The sequence below is a fragment of the Campylobacter sp. CNRCH_2014_2849 genome (genome assembly GCF_025772845.1).
GTDB classification, from domain to species: Bacteria; Campylobacterota; Campylobacteria; order Campylobacterales; family Campylobacteraceae; genus Campylobacter_D; species Campylobacter_D lari_D.
In genome coordinates, this window is the sequence record NZ_JAKMSW010000009.1 from 23,936 (window position 1) to 48,331 (window position 24,396).

The following is a 24,396-nucleotide window of genomic DNA, read 5'->3' on the forward strand; positions in this document are numbered from 1 at the left end:
AAAACTTAGCTAAGCAAAAGAATAAAATACTATAATAACAAAATTGAACAAAATTAAGCTAAGGAAAAATTTTGAGAACTCATTATAATACAGAGCTTAACATACAAAATGTTGGCGAGGAAGTAACATTATGTGGTTGGGTAAATTCTTACCGTGATCATGGAGGTGTAATTTTTATCGATCTTAGAGATCGTAGCGGACTTATACAATTAGTATGTGATCCAGCAGATAATCAAGAAGCACATAATATAGCTTCATCAGTAAGAAATGAATATGTTTTAATAGCACAAGGAAAAATTCGTCCACGTGGCGAAGGACTTGTAAATCCAAAATTAAAAACCGGAGAAATAGAAGTTGTTATAAATAAACTTACTATTGAAAATGAAAGTGCTGTAGTACCTTTTGCTATAGGCGATGAAAGCGTTAATGAAGAATTAAGATTGAAATATAGATTTTTAGATTTAAGAAGCAAAAAACTTTATGATAATTTTGCTCTAAGATCAACTGCTTGTATAGCAACAAGAAATTCTTTAGCAAAAATGGGATTTTTAGAGGTTGAAACCCCTATTTTAACCAAAGCTACCCCAGAAGGCGCAAGGGATTATTTAGTACCATCACGCGTACATCAAGGTGAATTTTATGCCCTACCTCAAAGCCCTCAACTTTTCAAACAACTTTTAATGTGTTCAGGATTTGATAGATATTTTCAAATTGCAAAATGTTTTAGAGATGAGGATTTAAGAGCAGATCGCCAACCTGAATTTACTCAAATAGACATAGAAATGAGTTTTTGTGAGCAAAAAGATATCATAGCTATGGCAGAAAATTTACTTAAAGATATTTTCAAAGCTTGCGGAAAAGAAATTAGCATACCTTTTAGACAAATGAGTTATAAAGAAGCTATGGAAAATTATGGCTCTGATAAGCCTGATTTAAGATTTGATATGAAATTTATTGATGTGATTGATATTTTTGCAAAATCAAATAATGAAATTTTTGCAAATATTGCAAAAGACACGAAGAAAAATCGTATTAAAGCTTTAAGAGTTCCAAAAGGCGATACGATTTTTTCTAAACGCCAAATGCAAAGATTTGAAGAATTTGTGCGTAAATTTGGAGCAGCAGGGCTTGCATTTATACAAATGAAAGAAGATGGTCCTAAAGGCCCACTTTGTAAATTCTTTAGCGAAGAGGACTTAAATGCTTTAATCCAAAGATGTGAATTAGAAGTTGGTGATGTAGTATTTTTTGGCGCAGGGATTAAAAAAACTGTGCTTGATTATATGGGCAGATTTAGATTATTCCTTGCTGATGAAATGAAAATTATCGATGAGGATAAATTAGAATTCTTATGGGTTATTGATTTTCCTATGTTTGAGCAAAATGATGATGGAAGCTATTCTGCAATGCACCATCCATTTACTATGCCAAAAAATATTGATGAGCAAGACTTAGAAGAAATTAATTCTATTGCACATGATGTAGTGTTAAATGGTGTAGAATTAGGTGGTGGTAGTATAAGAATTCACAAAAGTCCTATCCAACAAAAAGTATTTAAGCTTTTAAATATTGATGAAGAAGAACAAAGAAAGAAATTTGGCTTCTTACTTGATGCATTAAGTTTTGGAGCACCACCACATGGTGGTATAGCAATAGGCCTTGATAGACTTATCATGCTTTTAACAAAATCTTCAAGTATTAGAGAAGTTATAGCATTTCCTAAAACACAAAGAGCGCAATGTCTTATGACTCAAGCTCCAAGCGAAGTAAGCAATGAACAAATGAGAGAACTAGGTATAAGATTAAGGGAGAATACTAAATGAAACAATTATTTTTAATCATAGGTGCACCAGGTAGTGGTAAAACAACCGATGCAAGCATTATAGCTACAGATGATGCAAGCATTACTCATTATTCTACAGGTGATTTGCTAAGAGCAGAAGTGGCTAGTGGAAGCGAACTTGGAAAGACTATTGATAGTTTTATTTCTAAAGGAAATTTGGTTCCTTTGGAAGTGGTAGTTAATACTATCATCACTGCTTTAAAAAATGCGCCAACTAATACTATATTAATAGATGGTTATCCAAGAAGTGTTGAACAAATGCTTGAGTTTGATAAGGTATTAAAAAATCAAAGTGAAGTAATTTTAAAAGGTGTGATAGAAGTTAAAGTTAGCGAAGAAGTTGCTAGAGAAAGAGTTTTAGGGCGTGCTAGAGGTGCTGATGATAACGAAGAAGTTTTTAATAATAGAATGAAAGTTTATTTAGAACCTTTAGAAGAAATAACAAATTTTTATACTAAAGAAAATACCCACCATGTAATCAATGGTGAAAGAAGTATTGAAGCTATCGTAGCTGATATGAAAAATTTAATCAATGATTTATTAAAATAAAGGATAAAAAATGGATATTAGCAAAATCAAAGTTGGAGAAGTACCAAATAAACTTAATGCAGTTATTGAAATTCCTTATGGATCAAACATTAAATACGAGCTTGATAAAGAAAGCGGAGCCATCATGGTTGATCGCGTGATGTATTCAGCTATGTTTTATCCAGCAAACTATGGTTTTATACCAAATACTCTTGCAGATGATGGCGATCCTATTGATATTTTAGTATTAAATGAATACCCTATCCAAGCAGGAGCTGTGATTCCTTGTCGTTTAATAGGGGTATTATTAATGGAAGATGAAAGTGGTATGGATGAAAAATTACTTGCTGTTCCTGTAAGTAAAATAGATCCAAGATATGATAATATTAAATGTTTAGATGATTTACCAAAAGCAAGCCTAGATAAAATCAAAAATTTCTTTGAAACATATAAAATGCTTGAGCCAAACAAATGGGTAAAAGTAAAAGAATTTGCAGGTATTGAAAAAGCAAGTGAAATTTTAGAAAATTCTATTAAAAATTATAAATAATCAAAGTCCTTTTGAGGACTTCACAAAGGATAAAAAATGAAAAGTATTATTGCTTTTAGTATAGCTTTTGTGGTGCTAATAGGCGCTAGTATTGGTTTTTATATGTGGTATTTTGAAGATGATTCAAATACTTATGTATATGATTATAAAAAAAGTAGTTCTTATCAAAGCTACACTCCGCCAAGTACTCAATACAATCAAGAAAGAAATAATATAAGTGATAATACTTATTATCCATCACAACAAATAAATCCGGAGTCTTTAAAAGAAGAAATTCCAGTACAAAATAATCCTATCATAGATGAAAATACAAGCACTCAAGAAGTCGCGCCAACAACCCAAACAAATATAGCTGAAGTTTCTAAAAATGAAACTATTACTCCTAAAGTAGCCCAAGAAGAACAAAAAGTTCTCGTTGAAAACAACAAACAAACAAGCATAAAAAAAGAAAAAACAACAAAATATAAAAATACTATGCAAGAATACATTACAAAAGGTAAAACTAGCAGATATGAACCAAGATTAAGTAATGATTTTGTTAAAGTTTATGTATTGGATGGAAAAAGTTTAAGTGATTATAGGGTTGATATGTTAAAAGAAATGATTAATCCTGTTAAAATTAATTCTCAAGATTACAATTTAACTATTTTTATCGATATGCTTTCAAATGACAATATGAAACTAAGCATATATAATAAAGATATTGTTTTTGCTAAAAATAAGAAAAAATACAATTATGTAGATGTTAAAATTTCTGATTTGAAATTTTTATTTGAAAGAAATGGATATAGTGAATACAGCAATGAAAATCTACTTGAAAAAATCAATCAAAATCTAGCAAGAGAAGATATACTCAAAAGAGTTAAAATTCAAGGTTATGCAGACGATAGAGGTAGTACTTTTGCAAACTATATGATAGGATTAAATAGAGCAATGAATGTGGCTAAACATTTCTTTAGTTTTACTGAGGTTATAGAAATAGAATCTTTGGGAAAAGACACCTATCCTACTAAAGATAAGTCTGATTCTCAAAGACAAAATAATCGTAAAGTAGAAATTAGTTTTTATAACTAATTTCTAAATTTCAAAACTTCTTTAACAATTTTAAGCTAACATAACAATTTATTTTCATTCTCAAGGTAGCAATTATGTATGATAAATCACTAGAAAAAGAATATTATAAAATTTGCGAAGAACGCGGATATTTTGAAATCAATGGTAATGAAAAAATTCAAGAAAAAGGTAAAAACTTTTGTATTATGATGCCACCACCTAATGTAACAGGTGTTTTGCATATAGGTCATGCTCTAACTTGTACTCTACAAGATATCACAACGCGTTATAAAAGAATGGATGGTTACAAAACTCTTTATCAGCCAGGACTTGATCATGCAGGGATTGCAACACAAAATGTTGTAGAAAAACAACTTTTAGCTCAAGGCATTAAAAAAGAAGAACTCGGTAGAGAAGAATTTATAAAAAAGGTATGGGAATGGAAAGAGCAAAGCGGTGGTACCATAGTTAAGCAAATGCGAATTTTGGGTATCACTCCCGCTTGGAGTCGTTTGCGTTTTACTATGGATGAAGGTTTAGTAAATGCAGTAAAAAAAGCCTTTGTGGATCTTTATGATAAAAAGCTTATCGTGCGTGGAAATTACATGGTAAATTGGTGCACTCATGATGGAGCATTAAGCGATATAGAAGTAGAACACAAAGAAAATAAAGGAAAATTATATTATTTAAAATATTTCTTAGAAAATTCTCAAGAATATATCGTAGTAGCCACCACAAGACCAGAAACTTATTTTGGTGATAGTGCTGTGATGGTTAATCCAAGCGATGAAAGATTTAAACACTTAATAGGCAAAAATGTCATTTTACCTTTAATAGATAGAAAAATTCCTATTATTGCTGATGAGCATGTGGATATGGAATTTGGTACAGGCTTTGTGAAAGTAACCCCAGCACATGATCATAATGACTATGAAGTAGGCTTAAGACATAAACTTGAATTTATTACCATCTTTGATGAAAAAGGTATCTTAAATGAACATTGCTTGCATTTTAAAGGCTTAGAAAGATTAGAAGCAAGAAATATTATTATAAAAGAATTACAAGAAAAAGGTTTTGTTGAAAAAATAGAAGATTATACTAATCAAGTAGGATATTGTTATCGTTGTAAAAATGTAGTTGAACCTTACATTTCTAAACAATGGTTTGTAAAAAATGAAATCGCAAAAGAAAGCATAGAAAAAGTTAATCTTGGTGGAAGCAAATTCTACCCTGCACATTGGATTAATAGTTTTAATGCTTGGATGAGGGATTTAAAAGATTGGTGTATTTCAAGACAACTTTGGTGGGGTCATCAAATTCCTGTGTATTACTGTGAATGCTCTCATGAATGGGCAAGCGAAGAAACTCCAAGTCAATGTCCAAAATGCCAAAGCACTAATTTCAAACAAGACCCTGATGTTTTAGATACTTGGTTTTCTTCAGGTCTTTGGGCTATGAGTACTTTAGGTTGGGGTAATAAAGACTGGGGTAAAAACACACTTTGGCATGAAGATGATTTAAAAGATTTTTATCCAAATTCTTTATTAATCACTGGTTTTGATATTTTATTTTTCTGGGTTGCTAGAATGATGTTTCAAAGCACTAATGCCTTAGGTGAACTTCCTTTTAAAGATATATATTTGCATGCTTTGGTTAAAGATGAACAAGGTAGAAAAATGAGCAAGTCTTTAGGTAATGTCATTGATCCTGTGCAAAGCGTGGATGAATACAGCGCTGATATCTTGCGTTTTACTCTTGCTCTTTTAGCTATCCAAGGTAGAGATATAAAGTTAAGCAATGACAAACTCATACAAGTTAGAAATTTTACCAATAAGCTTTATAACGCAAGTAAATTTTTACTCTTAAATGAAGAAAAATTTGAAGATTTAGATAAAAGTAAAATTCAAACTAACTTAGCAAAATACATGCTATCTCGTTTTGAAGTATGCGTAAAAGAAACAAGAGAAAATTTAGACAACTACCGCTTTAATGATGCGGCAAATACTTTGTATAGATTTTTCTGGGATGAATTTTGTGATTGGGGGATTGAGCTTAGCAAGGCTGAAAAATCAAGTATAAAAGAACTTGGAAGTATTTTTAAAGAAGCATTAAAACTTTTAAATCCTTTTATGCCATTTATTAGTGAGTATTTATACCATGAGTTAAGTAAAACCTCTATTCAAACTCATGAATCTATAATGATTTCAAAATATCCTAAATTTAATTCTAGAGATGAAAAAATAGAAAAACTATTTAATATCATTATAGAAAGTATAGTAAGTTTACGCCGTGCAAAAACCCTAGTAGAGCTTGCAAATGCAAAAATTCAAAAAGCTTGTATAAAATTAAACGATGAGAGTTTAATGGCTGAGTTAAAAAATTACACTAATTTCATCTCAACACTTGCAAAATGTGAAAACATCGAGTTTATCAATACAAATTTAGAAAAATCCATTAGAGATGTAAGCGAGAATTTAGAAGTATTTATACCAACTCAAGATCTTGATTTAAGCGGTGTTTTAAATAGGCTTAATAGTCAAAAAACAAAACTTGAAAAAGAATTTAACAAGCTAGATGCTATGATGAAAAATGAAAAATTTATCTCTAATGCACCTACTGCAGTCGTTGAGCAAAATAAAACTCAACTTGAAAATATTAAAGCTCAACTTGAAAAAATCAATGATGAAATTTCTAATTTAGAAGGCTAATAAGTGATAAAAATACAAAATCTTAAAAAATATTATGGCAAAGAATTAGTTATAAATGATGTTTCTTTAGAAGTTAAAGAAGGAGAAATTTATGCTCTTGTTGGACACAGCGGGGCAGGAAAATCAACTTTGCTAAGATGTATTAATGGTTTAGAAAATTATCAAAGCGGTAGTGTGGAAGTTTTTGGTAAAGAAATAGCTACTTTAAAAGAAAAAGAGTTAAGAGTATTTAGAAAAGATATAGGGATGATTTTTCAGCATTTTGCACTTATGAGTAGAAAAAATGTATTTGAAAATGTAGCTATGCCTTTAGAAATTCATAATTTTGACAAAAGCACAATTCAAAAAAGAGTTAATGAACTTTTAGATCTTGTGGGACTTTTAGCTAAAAGCAAAGCTTATCCAAATGAGCTAAGTGGTGGGCAAAAACAAAGAGTAGCCATAGCTAGAGCCCTTGCTTTAAATCCTAAAATTTTACTAAGTGATGAAGCTACTTCTGCGCTTGATCCAAATACTACAAATAATATTTTAGAACTTATTGCCAAAATCAATCAAGAATTTAACATCAGTGTAGTATTAGTAACTCATGAAATGGAGGCAGTAAAACAAATAGCACAAAAGGCTGTATTGCTAGAGCATGGACAAATCATAGGTCAAGGGAAAATCGAAGATTTATTCTTAAAACCAAGTGAAAAAATGCGTGAATTTCTAGGGGAAAGTGATTTTTTACCACTAAATGGAGTTAATGTGCGCTTATACTTTTGCAAAGAAAAAGCAAACCAAAGCATTATCACTCATATGGCTAGAAGTTTAAATATTGATTTTAATATAGTTTGGGGTAAGATAGAAAAATTAAACAACAATGCTTTAGGAAATTTGGTGATCAATATAGAAGCTAAAGATCAAGAAAGAGTTTTAAATTATTTACAAGAAAATGGCGTTATTTGGGAGCTTGTGTAATGAACTTAGAAACAATTTTAAGAAATTTTGAAAATATACTTTATCCGGCATTACTAGAAACTCTTTATATGAGTTTTACAGCCACTTTTTTAGCCTTTTTAATCGCGCTTATCCCTGCAATTGTGCTTACTGTTACTGATAAAGGTGGCTTATGGGAAAATAAAAGCATTTACAGTGTGCTTGATTTTATTATCAATATTTTAAGATCTTTTCCATTTTTAGTACTTATTGTAGTTTTAAGTCCTTTTACAAAATATCTCATTGGTATTAGCATAGGAACAACTGCTACCATAGTACCACTTACCATAGGAATTGCGCCTTATTTGGCCAAAATGATTGAAAGTGCTTTTAAAGAAATTGATCCTGCTATCATTGAAGCAGCAAGATCTTATGGAGCTAGTAAAGCACAAATTATCTTTAAAGTTATGTTTAGCGAGGCTTTACCAAGTATTATTAATGGTATTACTTTAATTTTGATTATTGTTATTGGTTTTTCTGCTATGGCAGGAACTGTTGGTGGTGGTGGTTTAGGTGATGTGGCTATTCGCTATGGTTATGAGCGTTTTAGAACTGATATTATGATTCAAACTGTTGTGGTTTTAATTGTTTTAGTTCAAATCATACAATTTATAGGAAATATTCTTTATAAAATCACCAAAAGATAAACAATGAAACATAAACTTGGTATCTTACTAGCAGCGACTAAAAATTCAAGCTTTACCATAGGAACCTTGCTCATTAATATCATGGATGTTATGGGTGAAAAGGTAGATGTGTTTTACATTTTACATGATGGTTTTAGCTTGAATGATCAAAATATCATGCAAAAAATTGTTAAAAACAAAACAATTAAATTTATTCTTTTTACCCAAGAAGATTTTTTAACCACTCTTGATAAAAATCAAAACGATATTAATAATTTATTTTTCTTAAAAAGATGGACGCATATGGCTTTTGCAAGATTTGAAGCTTTTAAGTTTTTAGATGAATGCGAAAGTATTATCTATCTTGATTTTGATGTTTTACTTTTAAAAAGTATAGATGAACTTAGTAAATTAAGAGCTAGAAAATATCATTTTGGTGCAAGATTAGGTAAAACATTAATTCACACAGCACTGCCTTTAGAAAAAAAATATCTTAATAAGCGTGTATATCAAACAGGAATTTTAGTCTTTAACGATCTTATACCAAATCCTTTACAGTGTTATCAATTCATTTATAATTATCTTTCACAAAATACTAAAAATTGGCAAGATCAAGGAATTTTTTCCTTAATGGTTTATGAAAATCACTTTAAAGTCAAAGATTTAAAAGACAAATACACGGGAAGTACTCATTATCTTACAAATCTTACACAAAATGCTTCTATAGTTCATGCTTGTGGCACCAACAGTCGTTTTTGGAATAGTAAATTTTGCAATCAAACATGGCCTAAATGGCAAGAATATTATGAAAAATGGTTAAAACTTGGAGGAAGTAAATATATAGGCTCTTTTCACAAAGACAACAAGCAATCCATCCAACGCACAAGATATCATTTATCATACAAACTAGGTTATGCCTTTATAGAGTGTGCTAAGAATAAGAAAAAAATTCCTTTTTTACCTTTTACTCTACTAAAGATTTATTACAAACACACAAAACTAGCTAAACAATACCAAAAAGATTTGAAAACAAAACCTTACCTTAAACTTCCACCTTTATCAAGCTATGATGATTACAAAAGCGAAGGTATTAAAAATCAAAATACTTATTCTTATAAAATTGGAAAAGCCCTTATTAATGCTCAAAAAAGTTGGTATAAAGGTGGTTATATAAAATTTTAAATACTTTTCTAAAGAATATAAAAACAAACAAAAATAAAACTTTTCTCATCTTATTAATATTTTTACAATATAATCAAACATTTTAAAAAACTATAAAAAGGAGTTAATATGAAATTGTTAAAATTGCTCGCTGTAAGCACAATTTTAGGTGCAAGTTTATTTGCTAATGAAGTTATCACTGTAGGTGCAACACCTGTGCCTCATGCTGAAATTTTAGAACAAACTAAAGATTTATTAAAAAAAGAAGGTTACACATTAGAAATTAAAGAATTTAATGACTATGTTTTACCAAATCTTAGTACAGATAGTAAAGAACTTGATGCGAATTTCTTCCAACACCAACCTTATTTGGATGAGTTTAATGCCAATAAAGGCACAAAATTAATTAGCGTTGCAAAAGTTCACATCGAACCAATGGCTGTTTATTCTAAAAAATATAAAAATATCCAAGATCTTCCACAAAATGCTACTATAGCTGTACCAAATGATCCGACAAATGAAAGCAGAGCTTTAGATATTATCGCTAGTACTAAACTAGTTAGTTTTAAAAATATCGCATTAAAAACTCCACTTGATATTAAAGATAATCCAAAAAATATCAAATTTAAAGAGTTAAAAGCAGCACAACTTCCAAGAGCTTTAGATGATGTTGATTTTGCAGTGATTAATTCAAACTATGCTTTATCGGCAAATTTAAATCCTGTAAAAGATTCTATTTTAATAGAAAGCAAAGAAAGTCCTTATGCAAACATCTTAGTAACTACTCAAGATAATAAAGATAATCCTAAAATCAAAGCTTTAATAAAGGCTTTGCAAAGTCAAAAAGTAAAAGATTTTATCAATGAAAAATACCAAGGTGCCGTAGTTCCTGCATTTTAAAACAAACCTTGAGTTTAAAACTCAAGGTTATTTATTTTTTAATAAGTTCTGTGGTAATTTTAGCTATTTCTAATTCTTCTTCTGTTGGAACAATTAAAATTTTAATTTTAGAGTCTTTTTTACTAATCTCACCATTTCTAAGTTGTGCATTTTTATCTAAATCTATATCAAATCCCAAATGCGCTAGTCTTTGACAAACTTTTGCTCTAACAATATTATCATTTTCTCCAATACCAGCTGTAAAAATCAACGCATCGACTCTAGGTAAAATCGCAAAATATGAGCCAATATATTTACTCAAACGATAACAAAACATATCAAGAGCAAGTCTTGCTTTTTCGTTATTTTCTTCAATTTGCGCTTCAATATCTCTAAAATCATTAAACCCACAAATTCCATAAACACCACTTTTTTTATTCATTATAGTATCTAAATCAGATGGATTTAAATTTAATTCTTTTGCTAAAAATGGCAATACAGCAGGATCAATATCACCACATCTAGTTCCCATAATCAAACCTTCTAGTGGAGTAAAACCCATAGAAGTATCTACGCATTTTCCATTTTCTATAGCACAAACACTCGCACCATTTCCAAGGTGAGCGCTAATTGCATTAAATTCATTAATATTTTTACCAAGTATATGTGCAGCTTGTTTACTTACATAAGAATGTGAAGTACCGTGAAAGCCGTATTTTCTAACTTGGTGTTTTTCATAAAACTCATAAGGCAAAGCATACATATAAGCATAATCAGGCATGCTTTGATGAAAAGCTGTGTCAAAAACTGTCACATTGGGAACTTTTGGAGCTGCTTTTATCATAGTTTTAATACCTATTAAATGTGCAGGATTATGTAAAGGTGCTATATGAGAAACCCTATCAATTTCTTTTAAAATTTCATCATCTACTAAACAATGTTTAGTTAAATTTGGACCTCCATGAACTATCCTATGTCCACACCCATCAAGCTCATTTAAATCATGTAAAATTCCACTTTGAGCAAATAATTCATTTACTAATTCAATACCTTGTTCATGATCTTTAATTGCTAATTCTTTTTGGTATTTTTGACCACTTTTTAGATCTTTTAGTTCTATTTTAGAGCTTTGCTCGCCTATTTTTTCCACTAAACCAGATGCTAGGGCTTCATCTTTTTCAAAAAGCTTAAATTTAATTGAAGATGAGCCTGAATTTAAAACTAATATTTTCATTTTTCTCCTTATTCTTGTGCTTGAATAGCACTTAAAATCACAGTATTAACAATATCTTCCACCAAGCAACCTCTACTTAAATCATTAATTGGCTTTTTAAGACCTTGTAAAATCGGGCCAATAGCTAAAGAATTTGCTGTTCTTTGTACTGCTTTATAGCAAATATTTGCCGCATTTAAATCAGGAAACACATATACATTTGCCTTTCCTGCTACTTTAGAATTTGGCATTTTACTTTTTGCTGTTAGCATATCATATGCTGCATCAAATTGTATAGGACCTTCTAGCTCAAGTTGAGGATATTTTTCTTTAGCTATTTTAGTAGCTTCTTTAATCGCATCCACGCTAGCTCCACTCCCACTATCTCCACTAGAATATGAAAGTAAAGCCACTTTAGGTTCAAGTCCAAAAGCCTTAGCACTATTTGCACTCACATAAGCAATTTCAGCAAGTTGTTCAGGGGTTGGATTTGGCATAACAGCGCAATCAGCAAAAACCAAAACCTTATCTTCTAAAGACATAAAAAACATACCAGAAACCAAACTCACATCAGGTTTTGTTTTGATAATTTGCAAAGCAGGACGAATAGTTTCAGCAGTAGTTGTACTTGCACCACTTACCATAGCATGGGCTTTTTGAGTATGTACAAGTAAAGTCGCAAAATAAGTTTTATCTTGCACGAGTTTTTTAGCTTCTTCTTTACTCATACCTTTACTTTTTCTAGCTTCATATAAAAGTTCTTCAAATTCTTCATTATATTGAGAATTTTTAGGATTTATAATACGCACACCATCGATATTGATATTTAAACTATTAGCTTTCGCACAAATTTCATTGCTATCACCTAGCAAAATCAAATCAACAATTTCATTTTGTATTAAAAATTCACTAGCTTTTAATACTCTTTCATCAAAACTTTCAGGTAAAACTACTATTTTTTTATCTGCTTTTGCTTTTTCAAAAAGCTCATAAGAAAATCTTGCCTGAGTTTTATAAGTATATTCTTGTAATAAATCTTGAGTAAAATCTTCATTTTCTTTTAACAAAACAAAGTCGCTAAGCTTTTGGCTTAGTAAAAAATTTAACATAGTATAATTTTCATCTTGACTTTTTGCATACAATGGAGCGTTTAGCTCTTTAGCTAAGGCTATATTTAAACTTAAATCCCCCATCAAGCCAAAATCATCTACTCCAACTACTATAGTAAAATCATTTTCTTTTTTTGTTTTCTCAAAATCTTCAATAATCTTTTTAAAAAAATCATTTAAATTTTGAGTGAATTTACCTTGATACTCATTTTTTTCAAAACTACTAAAAAAATCTATTTTAAGATTTCTTTTTGTGCAAAATGAAGTAATTTTTTCTTTATTTTTTTCACAAAAAACAGGAAAGTAAAAAGCTATTTTACCTCGTACCTTTTCTAAACACTGCTGCAAAAATTTTTCATCAATGCAGTTTAACAAAAACATAGATTTCATTTTTTCCTCTTTATTTAACAAAATAATTGTTTTTTATAATATAATTATTTTAAAATTCATCATAATAATATAAGGTTATAAAGCTATGAAATTTAAAAATGTTAATTTTTACTTGTTACCTTTTGTAATGTTTGGCTGTAGTGCCACAGTTGATCCACATATTAATATGAAACCACCTACTTATGTAGAAGAACTAGCTCCTAAGCAAAATCATAATACTCAAAGCAATCCTGGATCGCTGTTTGGTAAAGGAGATAACCCTTTATTTTCTGATAAAAAAGCAATGAATGTAAATGACTTGGTAACCGTAGTCATTAGAGAAAATGCTACACAAAATTCACAAGGCTCTAAATCTACAAGCAAAAACAACAATGTAAATTTAGGTGGTGGACAAATAACTACAGGTGCTGGACTTAGCAAAGTTAGAGATTTTGTTAATGACTATACAAATATAGGCTATACCACAGCAAGTACTTCACAATATCAAGGCACAGGAAGCCAAACTAGAAGTGAAAATTTCCAAACTACAATTTCTGCTAGAGTAATTAAGGTTTTATCTAATGGAAATTATTTTATAGAAGGAAGTCGTGAGCTTTTAATCAATGGAGAAAAACAAATCATTCAACTAAGCGGGGTTATAAGACCTTATGATATTTCTCAAGATAATATGATAGATAGTAAATATATAGCTGATGCAAAAATTCTTTATAAAACTGAAGGCGATATAGACAAATCTACACGCAAGCCTTGGGGGACAAAATTTATGGAGACCATTTGGCCTTTTTAAGCTAAATGGTTTTACATAAAACTTGGCGCATCATTGGAAAATAAAATCAAATCCCCATTTTGAGTTAATCTTGATAAAGTTTGCACAAGTTGAGATTTTTCTTTTAATACATAAAAATCTAATGTGATATGTTTTTGTAAAATCACGCTATTAGTCTCTGAAGTAATAATCACAAAATCAAAACATTCATTAATAATTTTACATAATTTTATATTTTCTTCTTCATTAACTTCAACTATACCAGGAGTTACTAAAACTCTTCTTCCTTGATAGCTTTTACAAAGCTCATAGCTTTGACTCATACCCTTAAAATTTCCATTAAAGCCATCATCTATGATAAATTTAGGCTCTTTAGAAATCACTTGCAAGCGATGTTCTACTGCCTTTAAATTCGATACGCTTTTTGTAATATTTTCTATTTTAATTCCTAAATAATGTGCAAGCAAAATACACACACTAATATTATAAGCATTAAAAGCACCTAGTAAATTTGCATGAAAGTCATAAATACTATCATCTAATCTTATTTTAAAATCCAATCCTTCCAAACTTGCCCTAACATCACTTAAATACTCATCATAAAATTCATTTTCATATAAGGTGCTTGAGTGTAAAAAGTATTTTTCTAAACGCTTGGATTTTAAAGCTTGCAACTTAGCTTTGCGGATATTATCTTGAGTTTTAAAATATTCCAAATGCGCCAAACCAATCTCACCTACTATGCAAATTTGAGGATTTAAAAACTCTGTAATTTCTAAAATATCATTTTGCTCTCTTGCACCAGCTTCTACGATATAAATTTCAGTATTATTTTCCAATTTTTCATTGATATCTTTTACTATACCCATAAAAGTATTAACACTTCTTGGAGTCTTATAGCACTTAAACTCATCTTTTAAAAGTTCGTATAAAAAATTTTTTATACTTGTTTTTCCAAAACTTGCAGTTATTAGAATGATTTTTAAATTTGGATTATCACAAATCTTTTTACTTGCTTTTTTTATAAAACTTTTCTGATTAATTTTTTCCACAAAAAAGCTTAATAAAAATGTAACTACTAAAGCTTCTAAACCTATCCAAAAAAATGGTATAAAAATCAAGCTAAAAAGTGACAAAAATAAAAAATAACGCTTAATCCTAGCAGTAAAAACTAGCTTTTTATCTAAATTTTTATATAAATATCCACCATATAGTAAAGATAGAGCAAAAACTATAAAATATAAATAAAAATTTCCACTATACAAAGAAAACACAAAAGCAAAATAAGGAATTATTAAAAAATACAAATGCCATAAGGGTTTGGAAAAGTGTAAAATTATGCGTGAAAATTTATAAGAGTACCATTGTAAGGCTAAAATCAGATAAAATCCAAGTAAAAAATTCAAACTTAAAAAAGCTATCATACTAATCATTTTTTAAAAATTCCTCATGTATTTTTTCATTTATAAAATCAGCATGTTTTAAAAAGAAAAAATGATCCCCATCTAATGCAAAAAATTTCCCTTTTTGTGCTAAAGAATGGATAATTGCTCCGCTTTTTAAAGGTGTAGCCTTATCTTCATTACCCCAAAAAATCAAAATAGGATTTTTAAGCTTTTGAAATTCATTTTCTAAATTTTCATTAACAACCTTTTTAAAGGTTTCATACATCACTTCATTCATGCCTTGAGCGTCTTTACTAATAAAAAATTTCCTCCAAAAATCCCCATAAGGGAGATTTTTCAAAATTTTAAACAAGGCTATTTTAAACTTCACTTTAAAACTTTTTGGTAAAACCACGCCTGCACTAGAAAGCAAAATCAAACCTTGAAAATTAGCATTTTGGCACATAATAGTCGCAACTTTTCCGCCAAAAGAATGCCCCATTAAATAATCTGCTTTTTGCTCTATCGTAGTTAAAAAGTCTTCTACAACCTTTGCATAAGCATAAGAATCCATAGGTGCATCTATACTTGAATTTCCAAAACCAGGTAAATCTAAATAAATTTGCTTAAAATCACTCAAAGGCTTTTCAAAAGCTTGTTTCATAAGCTCTTTATTAGCACCCCAACCATGTAAAATAAGAATTATTTTTTCACATTTTGGATTGATGATTTCATAACTTAAATTATAAAAATACCCATTAGAATATACTCTAGTTTTTGCCATTTCTAGCCTTTTTTATCTTTGTAAATCTTTTCTAAAAGCATCACAGCTTCATTTAAACGCTCATATTCTTCAAAGTTCAAAAGTACAGCTTCAAATTTATTGTTTTTTACAATCACCACTCTACCATTTTCACTTTTTTTTGTTTTTTCAAGCATAGTGCTGAAATTTCTTACCACTTCAGTTGCAGTATAAATTTCATCTTTGCTAAAAGTAGCCATGATTATAGCTTACCTTTTTGTCCATTAATACTATGAATAAAAGCATAATCAATCTTAATTTGCTTTTCAAATTCTATATTTTTAGCTAAACTATTAATTACATTAGTAAAATCTTCAAATAAATAATTTGCTAAAGATCCTGGATTTGGATTGATCTCATTTAAATAAACCTCATCATCTATCACAAAAAAATCACAGCGAATCAAAGCTCCTTTAAATAAAGGATTATAAATTCTAGTAAAATTATCCCTTAATTTTTGTTTTAATTCTTCACTAATCTTTGCTTCACTTACTTTAGAACTTTCTGAAAAACCTAAATATTTTTGTTCAAAATCTAAAATTTCATTTTTTCTAGGCTCTTCAATAATAGAAAATTCCATTTTTTCATCTATCATACAACCTGCTAAGTTATATTCTTTAATATTACTTACAAATTGTTCTACCACAATATCCTCATCAAATTCAAAAGCAACATCTTTGGCATACTTAAGCTCGCTTTCATCTTTAACTATGCTTATACCTATACTACTACCTAATCTTGCAGGCTTTAAAATACAAGGAAAGTCCAAAGATACATTTTGCTCTTTATGCAAATTTAAAACCTTATAATCAAGTGTTTTCACCCCTACGCTTTGTGCATAAAGTTTAGTTAAAACCTTATTAAAAGATAAAACACTAGCTTCTATGCGTGGGCCTATGTATTTTATACCATAAAAATCAAGCAAAGCAGCTATTTTGCCATCTTCACCATCTTTTCCATGTATGATATTTATCGCTATATCAATGTCAAGTTTTTTCTCACCTAACATAGTTTTTATAAAAAACCCACCCTGCTTTAACACCAAGGCTTTTTCTTTTTTATAAGCACCGCTGCTAAAAGTTTTTGCATTCATTTTTTCTTCATCTATAAGAAAAAATTCCTTATTTTTATCACAAAATATAAATTTTTTTTGTGCTTTAAGTACTTTTTTTAATACCACAGCACTTACAATGCTAATTTCATGCTCATAAGAATTTGCACCAAAAATTACACCATATATCATTATATTTTTCCTTTTATTATGCTAATTTTTTCAAAGCCTCTTTAATAAGCTCACTAGTATTTTTACTCTCACAAGTTCTTAAAACCTTTAAAATATTTTCTTGTTTAAAACCAAGTGAAAGTAAAGCTGCCAAAGCTTGTGCTTGGTCTTGATTGGAATTTTCTATATTGATTTTTGCATCACTTAACTCAGCTATAATTCTTTTTGCACTCTTTGGACCAATACCAGGAACCTTTTTAAATACACTCTCATCGCCACTTTGCAAAGCCGCATAAAAAGTATTAGTATCTAAGCTTGAGCAAAGTGCCATAGCAGTAGTTGCTCCTATACCACTAATTTTAATCAACAACTCAAACATTTTTTGCTCATTTATATCTAAAAATCCATATAGTTTATGAGAGTCTTCTTTGATAATTTGTGTGATTAAAAACTCAACCTTTTGATCTTTTTCAAAATTACTTGAGCAAAAAAGCGAAACAAAAACACCATAACTTACCCCACTTGAAGTTTTCAAAACTACAAAAGTAGGTTCTTTTTTACTCACTATTCCTTCAATTGCCACTATCATTTAGTTTCTTCCTTGTAATTACTAATAGCACGAATTTCAAAAAGTTCCATCTCATTTTCTGTATTAATTTTTTGAAGCTCAAAACATTGAATTTTTTCTTCATCATGAGGATAATAGCTTAATTCTTTTCTAGGATTTAACAAAATGAATTTAATTTCATTTAAATCCATCCATTTTCCACTTTTATTAATAATCTTAGATTTTAAAAGTTTTTCTTGAATTTTCTTAAGCTTTTCCATATTTGCTTTTTCTTCTTCTTTTAAAGATTCTATTTTATTGGCAAAAATACTTAGATTTTCAATCTTTTGATTAAAATCTTTAATAGTAGCTTTATAAGCTTGCGGTATAGCTCTTTTTGCACTCATTAATTCTTTTACTTTTTGCTGTAAAATTCGTATGGAGTCTTTACTTATATTGATTGTGTGTTTAGTCTCTTCTATTTCTTTAGCTAAATTTTCTTGTTCTTTTTTCAATCCATCAACATGTATTAGTATCTCTTCTCCGCTTTTTTCTTCTCCAAAAGCTTTAAGATCTTGAATTATAAATTTATTTCCACTGCCTTGAATTTTTTCAACATGGATTAAACTTTTAGCACTACATAAACAATTTCCGCCGAGTTCTTGTATGTAAATTTCATCAGCAATAATCTCTCCACCCATAGCCTTTTTAATATTTACTTTTTTAGCCTTGATAGAGCCATTTTCCAAAGTTTCAGTAAAAACCTCCTCAGCCTCACAATATCCTCTTAAGATATTAACCTCAACCTTTTGTCCTATAATAGTGCTTTTATGATGCATATTGCCTTTAAGAATTATCTTTTTACCTCTTAAAACAGAATCTTGAGCCATATTACCAGTAACTTCTAATTCCTGAGCCTCAACAGTAATTCTAGGACCTATTGCATCTTCTAGAGTATTTGTATTTTTAATCACAATAATAACTTGCTTATCAAAACCCGCCCAAATAGAACCTGTACTTTTAAAATCAACCTTACCAAATTCTAAATAATTTTCTATCTCATAAATGGATTTTCTTTGTATAATAAAACCATCTTTTTTAGCAATATATTTTATACTCTCATCATCTTCTTTAACTTCAAATTTATCAGAACAAATAACTTTTTCTTTATTTATTTTTGGTGGAAGTGCTTTTAAAATTTTAAATTTTAAATCCTTGCCATCGCTACCCTCTTTTGGCTTGATTCTCTCAATAGCCACCTCATCTTTTCCTATAGGCGCTACATAGTTTCTATTCATCACATCATTGTGTTTTTTTAGATTTTCTAGATAGTGATATTGAATTTCTTCATTTGTAGGCTCTTGCGGATTAATTCCTTTACATACTTCAAATTCAACTTCAAAATCAAATTTTTGCTTTTCTTTAACTTTAGTATTAAAATCAATAATTTGCTTTTTAAAATCAAAAATTCTAAATCCAAGCAAATATTTTTCTTTTATCATCACTTTATAAATAGCTTCTAAAAGCTCTAGTGCTAATTTATCATGAAAAGTAATAGCTTCACTAGCTCTAACACTAGCTTTTAATAAAGTACAAAGCTCATTAGCATGCAAGCTAACTTCAAAAGTTGAAATGCGTGCAAATTTTTTAAAATAAATTTCTATTTTATATTCTTGTTCTATATTTAATTCATGATTTAAAAATTTCTCATCTTCTTCAAAAATTTTCAACTCTTTTTCATTAACTTTTATCCATTCTTGATTATCATAAGTATAAGAAGTACTAAAACTTAACAACCTAAAATCAAGTTCATCAACTTCACATTTATTTTCAGAAGCAAATATTAAAAGCTCTCTATAAGGGTCTTTAGTGTATAAAATTTTCTTTTCTTCCATAGCTTAAGCTTCCTTATTATATATAAAATTTTGATTTTAGCAAAAATAAAATCAAAATTTAGTTAAAATTAGCTCTATTAAAAATTTTATAATACTCAAACTAATGTTTAAAGAATGAAAATTAATGAGAAAAAATATTGTTTTTAAAAATTTCATCATCAATGCCTTAGGAATTTTATTTTCTAGGATTATGGGCGTTTTAAGAGATATTGTTTTAGCTTTGTACTTAGGAGCTGGAATTTATAGCGATATTTTCTTTGTGGCTTTAAAAATGCCTGCTTTTTTTAGAAGAATTTTTGCAGAAGGGGCCTTTGGACAAGCTTTTTTACCAAGTTTTTTAAAAGCAAGTAAAAAAGGTGCTTTTTGTATAAATGTTTTATTGCAATTTAGTATTATAGTATTTTTAACCTGTATTTTAGTGAGTTTTTTTGCTGAATTTTTTACAAAGATTTTTGCTTTTGGCTTTAATAAAGAAACAATTATCTTGGCTGCGCCTTTAGTTTCTATTAATTTTTGGTATTTGTTTTTTATTTTTTTGGTAACTTTTTTAGGCTCTTTATTAAATTATAAACAAAATTTTTTCATCACTTCTTTTTCTGCTTCATTTTTTAATCTTTTTGTTGTGATTGCAGGTTTTTTTGTCAATCAAGATGAGCCTTTAGAGGCCTTGTATTATTTTTCATATGCGACTGTCTTAAGTGGTTTAGCTCAACTTATATGGCATATTTTTGCTTTAAAAAATACTAGAATTTTAAAAAGCATGTATTTAAGCATAAAACTTAAAAAAACAAAGACCAATTTAGATAAATTTCATTCTACTTTTACCCATGGACTTTTAGGCTCTTCGGCAAATCAAATTAGTTCATTATTAGATACTACTATAGCTAGTTTTTTAATGGCTGGAAGTATTTCGTATTTGTATTATTCTAACAGAGTTTTTCAGCTTCCTTTAGCTCTTTTTGCAATCGCTCTAAGTCAAGTAAGCTTTCCAAAAATACTAAGACATTTAAAAGCAAATGAAGAACAAAAAGCCTTAGCTTTTATGCAAAAAGCTTTTGAATATTTAAGTGTGCTTTTGATTTTAGCTAGCATAGTAGGGATTATTTTAGCTAAAGAAATTGTAGAGTTTTTATTTCAAAGAGGAAATTTTAATCAAGAAGATACAAAAATCACTGCATTTTTATTACAAGCTTATCTTTTAGGACTTTTACCTTTTGGTTTGCAAAAACTTTTTTCTTTATGGCTTTATGCTAAATTTAAACAAAAAATAGCCGCTATAATAGCCTTTAAAACACTTTTTATATCAGCATTTTTTAGCGTAGCGATTATTTTACTTATCAAAGAAGAAACTTATAAGAGCTTAGGCATTGCATTAGCTTCATCTATTAGTGCTTTTTATTTATTATATGCTAATATTAAAGAATTTGGCTTTAAAAATCTTTGGGGTATTTTTAGGGTTAAATTTTGGCTTATTAGTATAGTATTTTTAAGTTTATTTGCTCTAGGCTTATTTGAAATTAAAGATATTTTAATACAATTTTTAATTGGAATTTATCATTTTTTTAAAGGTTTATTTTAATGGTTTTTTTTGATAGTGTTTTAAAGAAAAAATGCGAATTTATCCCAAATGAGGCAAAAAAAGCAAACATTTATCTATGCGGACCTACTGTATATGATGATGCACATTTAGGACATGCAAGAAGTAGTGTTTGTTTTGATTTTTTAAGAAGAGTTTTGCTAGCAAGTGATTATGAAGTGATTTTTGCTAGAAATTACACTGATATTGATGATAAAATTTTAAAAAAAATGCAAGAAAGTGGTAAAAGCTTAGAAGAAATTACAAATTTTTATATTAAAAGATATGATGAGGATATGCAAGCGCTTAATATCTTAGAACCTGATTTTAAACCAAAGGCTACAGCTTATATTGAGCAAATGATTATATATATAGAAAAACTTTTAGAATTAAACCTAGCTTATAAACTTGAAGATGGAATTTATTTTGATACCAGCAAAGATGATAAATACTTTTATATCTCTAAAAGAAATTTAGAAGATAATCAATCACGCCTAGAAGAAAGCGTGGCTAAAAAAAATGATAGCGATTTTGTTTTATGGAAATTTGATGAAAAATTTTATCCTGCAAGTTTTGGCAAAGGAAGACCAGGCTGGCACACAGAATGCGTTGTGATGATAGAAAGTATTTTTAAAGATAAACTTGATATTCATGCAGGAGGCATAGATTTACTTTTTCCTCATCATGAAAATGAAGCTTGTCAGTGTCGTTGTAAAAACAATCATGAGCTGGCTAATTTTTGGCTGCATAATGGCTTTGTGCAAATTAATGGTGAAAAAATGAGCAAAAGCTTAGGAAACAGCTTTTTTCTAAAAGATTCTTTAAAGCTTTTTAGTGGAGAGGTTTTGAGATTTTATCTTTTAAGTGTGCATTATAGAGCGCATTTTAACTATGCTTTGGAAGACTTACAAGCTGCTAAAAAAAGACTTGATAAATTTTACCGTTTAAAAAAACGCTTAAATTTAAATGCTTTTATAGATGAAAAAACTACCATAGAAAGTGAAGTAGCTAAAAATATCTTAGAAGTTTTAAATGATGATTTAAATGCCTCTAAAGCCTTGGCTTTACTTGATGAGTTTATCAATGAAAGTAATATTTACTTAGATCAAAACCTAAAAGACAAAGCTTATAAAATACAATTAGAAAAAACCTTAAAAGAACTCGCTTTTATTTTTGGTATAGGTTTTATGGATACTATAAAATATTTTCAATTTGGCATTAGTGAAGAAAAATGTCAAGAAATAGAAGAAAAAATCGCTCTACGCAACAAGGCAAAGCAAGAAAAAAACTATGCCTTAGCAGATCAAATTCGTGATGATTTAGCTAAAGAGAATATTCTTTTAATGGATACACCAAATGGTGTGGTATGGGAGAAAAATGGATAAAAATTACAAAGAAATGAAGCTTAAAGAGGTTTTTACTCGCTTTAAGCCTTATTATAAAGATTATTGGTTTTATTTTGTTTTAGCTATTATTGGCATGCTTTTAACTAGTGGTGGAACAGCAGCTAGTGCATATATCATAGAGCCTATTTTAAATAAAATTTTTATAGAAAAAAATGTTGATTTGCTTTATTATATGCCTTTGCTTGTTGTTTTAATTTATGCTTTAAAAAATCTTGGTGCTTATATGCAAGTTTATTATATATCTTATGTTGGGACAGATATTTTAAGAAGATTAAGAGAATTAGTTCTTGGCAATCTTTTGCGCTTAGATATGAGCTTTTTTCATAAATACAGAAGTGGAGAATTAATCAGCAGATGTACTTCTGATATTGGAGCTTTACAAAATATAGTTTCTACTATAATACCTGAAATTTTAAGAGAAAGTTTAACCGCGATTGGACTTTTAAGTGTGGTGATTTATCAAAGCCCAAAACTTGCTTTTTTTGCTTTAGTTATTTTACCTTTAGCAATTTACCCTCTTGCTATTTTTGCTAAAAAAATCAAAAAAATAGGACGCAATACTCAAGAAAAAAATTCTGATCTTACTTCAAGATTAAGTGAAATCTTTTCTAATATAGAACTTATTAAAGCTTCTAATGCAGGTAAAAATGAAATGCAAAAATTCAGCCAAACTAATAGCGAAGTTTGCAAACTTTCCTTAAAAGGCATTAGAATTGAAGCTTTAAGTAGCCCTTTAATGGAATCTATGGGTTCAATTGGCTTTGCAATAGTAATTATAATAGGTGGTAAAGAAGTAATTGATGGAAGTTTAAGCATAGGTTCTTTTTTTAGCTTTACTACAGCTTTATTTATGGCTTATACTCCTATTAAAAGACTTTCTTCACTTTATACAAGATTGCAAAATGCAGTAGCAGCTAGTGAGAGAACTTTTTATCTAACTGATTTAGAACCGCAAATTAAAGGTGGTGATGAAAAACTTGCAGAAAATATCCAAAATATTCATTTTAAAAATGTTTCTTTAAGCTATCAAAAAGATAAAATGGTATTAAAAGATGTAAATTTTTCTTTTGATAAAGGAGAAATTCTAGCCTTAGTTGGATCAAGTGGTGGAGGAAAATCTTCTATTATCAATCTTTTGATGTATTTTTTTGAAAAAGATAGTGGTGAGATTTTAATCAATCAAAAAGACATTAGCTCTTTTGATATTATTAGTTTAAGAGAAAATATTTCTTTGGTAACTCAAAATATTTATATATTTAATGACACTATAGCTCAAAATATTGCTTATGCTAAAGAATATAACGAAACACGCGTGATAGAAGTTTTAAAACAAGCTAATGCTTATGATTTTGTCCAAGAACTTGGTGGTATACATACTGAATTAAAAGAACATGGAAAAAATCTCTCCGGCGGACAAAAACAACGCATTGCCATAGCAAGGGCTTTATATAAAAATCCTCAAATTTTAATTTTTGATGAAGCAACTTCAGCACTTGATAATGAAAGTGAAAAAGCCATAGTAAGAACTATAGAAAGCTTAAAAAAAGATCGCTTAATACTCATCATCGCTCATAGACTTAGCACTATAGAAAATGCTGACAAAATTGCTGTGCTTGATAAAGGAAAAATAGCTTCTATAGGAAATGATGCTTATTTAATGCAACATTGTGAAATTTATCAAAAATTAAAACAAAAAGTACAAAAAACTGATAAAGTTAAAGAAAATGAAAACTAAGAATTATCATTTTTTTAGTAAAAT

20 protein-coding genes and 1 pseudogene are annotated in these 24,396 nt (G+C 29.0%); 13 read left to right on the forward strand and 8 right to left on the reverse strand.

Annotation, left to right across the window (positions count from 1 at the left end; genetic code table 11):
- Nucleotides 1-71 precede the first annotated feature (71 nt).
- From aspS to L8X33_RS06970, 9 genes and pseudogenes are all read left to right on the forward strand, one after another.
- A complete protein-coding gene (gene aspS, locus L8X33_RS06930; protein ID WP_133319218.1) occupies nucleotides 72-1,823 on the forward strand; it encodes an aspartate--tRNA ligase in 1,752 nt (583 codons plus the stop codon).
- Nucleotides 1,820-2,392: an adenylate kinase gene (locus tag L8X33_RS06935; protein ID WP_263670323.1), complete on the forward strand. Its 573-nt coding sequence runs from the start codon at nucleotides 1,820-1,822 to the stop codon at nucleotides 2,390-2,392. The genes aspS and L8X33_RS06935 overlap by 4 nt, the downstream gene beginning before the upstream one ends.
- A 10-nt stretch (nucleotides 2,393-2,402) precedes the next feature.
- Nucleotides 2,403-2,921, forward strand: a complete 519-nt coding sequence (gene ppa, locus L8X33_RS06940) for an inorganic diphosphatase (protein WP_220566652.1) — start codon at nucleotides 2,403-2,405, stop codon at nucleotides 2,919-2,921.
- 36 nt (nucleotides 2,922-2,957) lie between these two features.
- The gene (locus L8X33_RS06945; protein WP_263666776.1) at nucleotides 2,958-3,995 is read left to right on the forward strand and encodes a hypothetical protein; all 1,038 of its coding nucleotides are present in this window, start codon (nucleotides 2,958-2,960) and stop codon (nucleotides 3,993-3,995) included.
- A gap of 74 nt (nucleotides 3,996-4,069) precedes the next feature.
- Nucleotides 4,070-6,682 (forward strand): valine--tRNA ligase, encoded by a 2,613-nt coding sequence (locus L8X33_RS06950; RefSeq protein ID WP_263666777.1) that lies wholly within the window; start codon nucleotides 4,070-4,072, stop codon nucleotides 6,680-6,682.
- A gap of 3 nt (nucleotides 6,683-6,685) precedes the next feature.
- Complete coding sequence (locus tag L8X33_RS06955) at nucleotides 6,686-7,642, forward strand: methionine ABC transporter ATP-binding protein (RefSeq protein ID WP_263661301.1); 957 nt, start codon at nucleotides 6,686-6,688, stop codon at nucleotides 7,640-7,642.
- Nucleotides 7,643-7,644: 2 nt separating this feature from the next.
- Nucleotides 7,645-8,301, forward strand: a pseudogene (locus tag L8X33_RS06960) (methionine ABC transporter permease); the annotation flags it as partial.
- Nucleotides 8,302-8,310: 9 nt separating this feature from the next.
- The gene (locus tag L8X33_RS06965) at nucleotides 8,311-9,468 is read left to right on the forward strand and encodes a glycosyltransferase (RefSeq protein WP_263670324.1); all 1,158 of its coding nucleotides are present in this window, start codon (nucleotides 8,311-8,313) and stop codon (nucleotides 9,466-9,468) included.
- A 108-nt stretch (nucleotides 9,469-9,576) separates the two neighbouring features.
- A complete protein-coding gene (locus tag L8X33_RS06970) occupies nucleotides 9,577-10,347 on the forward strand; it encodes a MetQ/NlpA family ABC transporter substrate-binding protein (RefSeq protein ID WP_133319226.1) in 771 nt (256 codons plus the stop codon).
- Nucleotides 10,348-10,378: 31 nt separating this feature from the next.
- Here L8X33_RS06970 and L8X33_RS06975 read toward each other — a convergent pair whose 3' ends face one another.
- Both L8X33_RS06975 and pta read right to left on the reverse strand, forming a co-directional pair.
- Nucleotides 10,379-11,560 carry an acetate kinase gene (locus tag L8X33_RS06975; RefSeq protein ID WP_263670325.1) on the reverse strand — a complete coding sequence of 394 codons (1,182 nt, stop codon included), beginning with the start codon at nucleotides 11,558-11,560 and terminating at the stop codon, nucleotides 10,379-10,381.
- Between the two features lie 8 nt (nucleotides 11,561-11,568).
- The gene (gene pta / locus L8X33_RS06980; protein WP_220566645.1) at nucleotides 11,569-13,038 is read right to left on the reverse strand and encodes a phosphate acetyltransferase; all 1,470 of its coding nucleotides are present in this window, start codon (nucleotides 13,036-13,038) and stop codon (nucleotides 11,569-11,571) included.
- 85 nt (nucleotides 13,039-13,123) lie between these two features.
- Here pta and flgH point away from each other — a divergent pair, with 85 nt between their 5' ends.
- Nucleotides 13,124-13,825, forward strand: a complete 702-nt coding sequence (gene flgH, locus L8X33_RS06985; protein WP_133319229.1) for a flagellar basal body L-ring protein FlgH — start codon at nucleotides 13,124-13,126, stop codon at nucleotides 13,823-13,825.
- Nucleotides 13,826-13,836: 11 nt separating this feature from the next.
- Here the strand turns inward: flgH and L8X33_RS06990 are convergent, their stop codons facing one another.
- Genes L8X33_RS06990 through L8X33_RS07015 form a run of 6 tightly spaced genes read right to left on the reverse strand, consistent with a single transcriptional unit; the run spans nucleotide 13,837 to nucleotide 19,655 of the window.
- The gene (locus L8X33_RS06990; RefSeq protein ID WP_263670326.1) at nucleotides 13,837-15,237 is read right to left on the reverse strand and encodes a Mur ligase family protein; all 1,401 of its coding nucleotides are present in this window, start codon (nucleotides 15,235-15,237) and stop codon (nucleotides 13,837-13,839) included.
- Nucleotides 15,230-15,973 (reverse strand): alpha/beta fold hydrolase, encoded by a 744-nt coding sequence (locus L8X33_RS06995; protein ID WP_263665856.1) that lies wholly within the window; start codon nucleotides 15,971-15,973, stop codon nucleotides 15,230-15,232. The genes L8X33_RS06990 and L8X33_RS06995 overlap by 8 nt, the downstream gene beginning before the upstream one ends.
- A gap of 2 nt (nucleotides 15,974-15,975) precedes the next feature.
- The gene (locus L8X33_RS07000; protein ID WP_087699049.1) at nucleotides 15,976-16,191 is read right to left on the reverse strand and encodes a type II toxin-antitoxin system Phd/YefM family antitoxin; all 216 of its coding nucleotides are present in this window, start codon (nucleotides 16,189-16,191) and stop codon (nucleotides 15,976-15,978) included.
- 2 nt (nucleotides 16,192-16,193) lie between these two features.
- Nucleotides 16,194-17,234, reverse strand: a complete 1,041-nt coding sequence (locus L8X33_RS07005; RefSeq protein ID WP_220566642.1) for a D-alanine--D-alanine ligase — start codon at nucleotides 17,232-17,234, stop codon at nucleotides 16,194-16,196.
- A 16-nt stretch (nucleotides 17,235-17,250) separates the two neighbouring features.
- A complete protein-coding gene (gene ruvA, locus L8X33_RS07010; RefSeq protein ID WP_220566641.1) occupies nucleotides 17,251-17,802 on the reverse strand; it encodes a Holliday junction branch migration protein RuvA in 552 nt (183 codons plus the stop codon).
- Nucleotides 17,799-19,655, reverse strand: coding sequence for a FapA family protein (locus L8X33_RS07015; RefSeq protein WP_263670328.1), 1,857 nt, complete (start codon nucleotides 19,653-19,655; stop codon nucleotides 17,799-17,801). Before L8X33_RS07015 ends, ruvA begins: the two co-directional genes overlap by 4 nt.
- Before the next feature lie 124 nt (nucleotides 19,656-19,779).
- On the opposite strand from L8X33_RS07015, the gene murJ reads away from it, so the two are divergent.
- Genes murJ through L8X33_RS07030 form a run of 3 tightly spaced genes read left to right on the forward strand, consistent with a single transcriptional unit; the run spans nucleotide 19,780 to nucleotide 24,372 of the window.
- Nucleotides 19,780-21,234: a murein biosynthesis integral membrane protein MurJ gene (gene murJ / locus L8X33_RS07020; protein WP_263670330.1), complete on the forward strand. Its 1,455-nt coding sequence runs from the start codon at nucleotides 19,780-19,782 to the stop codon at nucleotides 21,232-21,234.
- A complete protein-coding gene (gene cysS, locus L8X33_RS07025) occupies nucleotides 21,234-22,616 on the forward strand; it encodes a cysteine--tRNA ligase (protein ID WP_263666785.1) in 1,383 nt (460 codons plus the stop codon). The genes murJ and cysS overlap by 1 nt, the downstream gene beginning before the upstream one ends.
- A complete protein-coding gene (locus L8X33_RS07030; protein WP_263666793.1) occupies nucleotides 22,609-24,372 on the forward strand; it encodes an ABC transporter ATP-binding protein in 1,764 nt (587 codons plus the stop codon). Before cysS ends, L8X33_RS07030 begins: the two co-directional genes overlap by 8 nt.
- The last annotated feature ends 24 nt before the right edge of the window (nucleotides 24,373-24,396 follow it).

Bases quoted from the DNA above. Each gene is read 5' to 3' on its own strand.
- L8X33_RS06935 (WP_263670323.1), top strand. From the start codon at position 1,820: ATGAAACAATTATTTTTAATCATAGGTGCACCAGGTAGTGGTAAAACA.
- L8X33_RS07005 (WP_220566642.1), bottom strand. From the start codon at position 17,234: ATGATATATGGTGTAATTTTTGGTGCAAATTCTTATGAGCATGAAATT.
- L8X33_RS06995 (WP_263665856.1), bottom strand. From the start codon at position 15,973: ATGGCAAAAACTAGAGTATATTCTAATGGGTATTTTTATAATTTAAGT.
- L8X33_RS06965 (WP_263670324.1), top strand. From the start codon at position 8,311: ATGAAACATAAACTTGGTATCTTACTAGCAGCGACTAAAAATTCAAGC.
- L8X33_RS06945 (WP_263666776.1), top strand. From the start codon at position 2,958: ATGAAAAGTATTATTGCTTTTAGTATAGCTTTTGTGGTGCTAATAGGC.
- L8X33_RS07030 (WP_263666793.1), top strand. From the start codon at position 22,609: ATGGATAAAAATTACAAAGAAATGAAGCTTAAAGAGGTTTTTACTCGC.
- murJ (WP_263670330.1), top strand. From the start codon at position 19,780: ATGAGAAAAAATATTGTTTTTAAAAATTTCATCATCAATGCCTTAGGA.
- cysS (WP_263666785.1), top strand. From the start codon at position 21,234: ATGGTTTTTTTTGATAGTGTTTTAAAGAAAAAATGCGAATTTATCCCA.
- flgH (WP_133319229.1), top strand. From the start codon at position 13,124: ATGAAATTTAAAAATGTTAATTTTTACTTGTTACCTTTTGTAATGTTT.
- L8X33_RS06975 (WP_263670325.1), bottom strand. From the start codon at position 11,560: ATGAAAATATTAGTTTTAAATTCAGGCTCATCTTCAATTAAATTTAAG.
- L8X33_RS06990 (WP_263670326.1), bottom strand. From the start codon at position 15,237: ATGATTAGTATGATAGCTTTTTTAAGTTTGAATTTTTTACTTGGATTT.
- pta (WP_220566645.1), bottom strand. From the start codon at position 13,038: ATGAAATCTATGTTTTTGTTAAACTGCATTGATGAAAAATTTTTGCAG.
- L8X33_RS07015 (WP_263670328.1), bottom strand. From the start codon at position 19,655: ATGGAAGAAAAGAAAATTTTATACACTAAAGACCCTTATAGAGAGCTT.
- L8X33_RS06970 (WP_133319226.1), top strand. From the start codon at position 9,577: ATGAAATTGTTAAAATTGCTCGCTGTAAGCACAATTTTAGGTGCAAGT.
- ppa (WP_220566652.1), top strand. From the start codon at position 2,403: ATGGATATTAGCAAAATCAAAGTTGGAGAAGTACCAAATAAACTTAAT.
- L8X33_RS06950 (WP_263666777.1), top strand. From the start codon at position 4,070: ATGTATGATAAATCACTAGAAAAAGAATATTATAAAATTTGCGAAGAA.
- L8X33_RS07000 (WP_087699049.1), bottom strand. From the start codon at position 16,191: ATGGCTACTTTTAGCAAAGATGAAATTTATACTGCAACTGAAGTGGTA.
- ruvA (WP_220566641.1), bottom strand. From the start codon at position 17,802: ATGATAGTGGCAATTGAAGGAATAGTGAGTAAAAAAGAACCTACTTTT.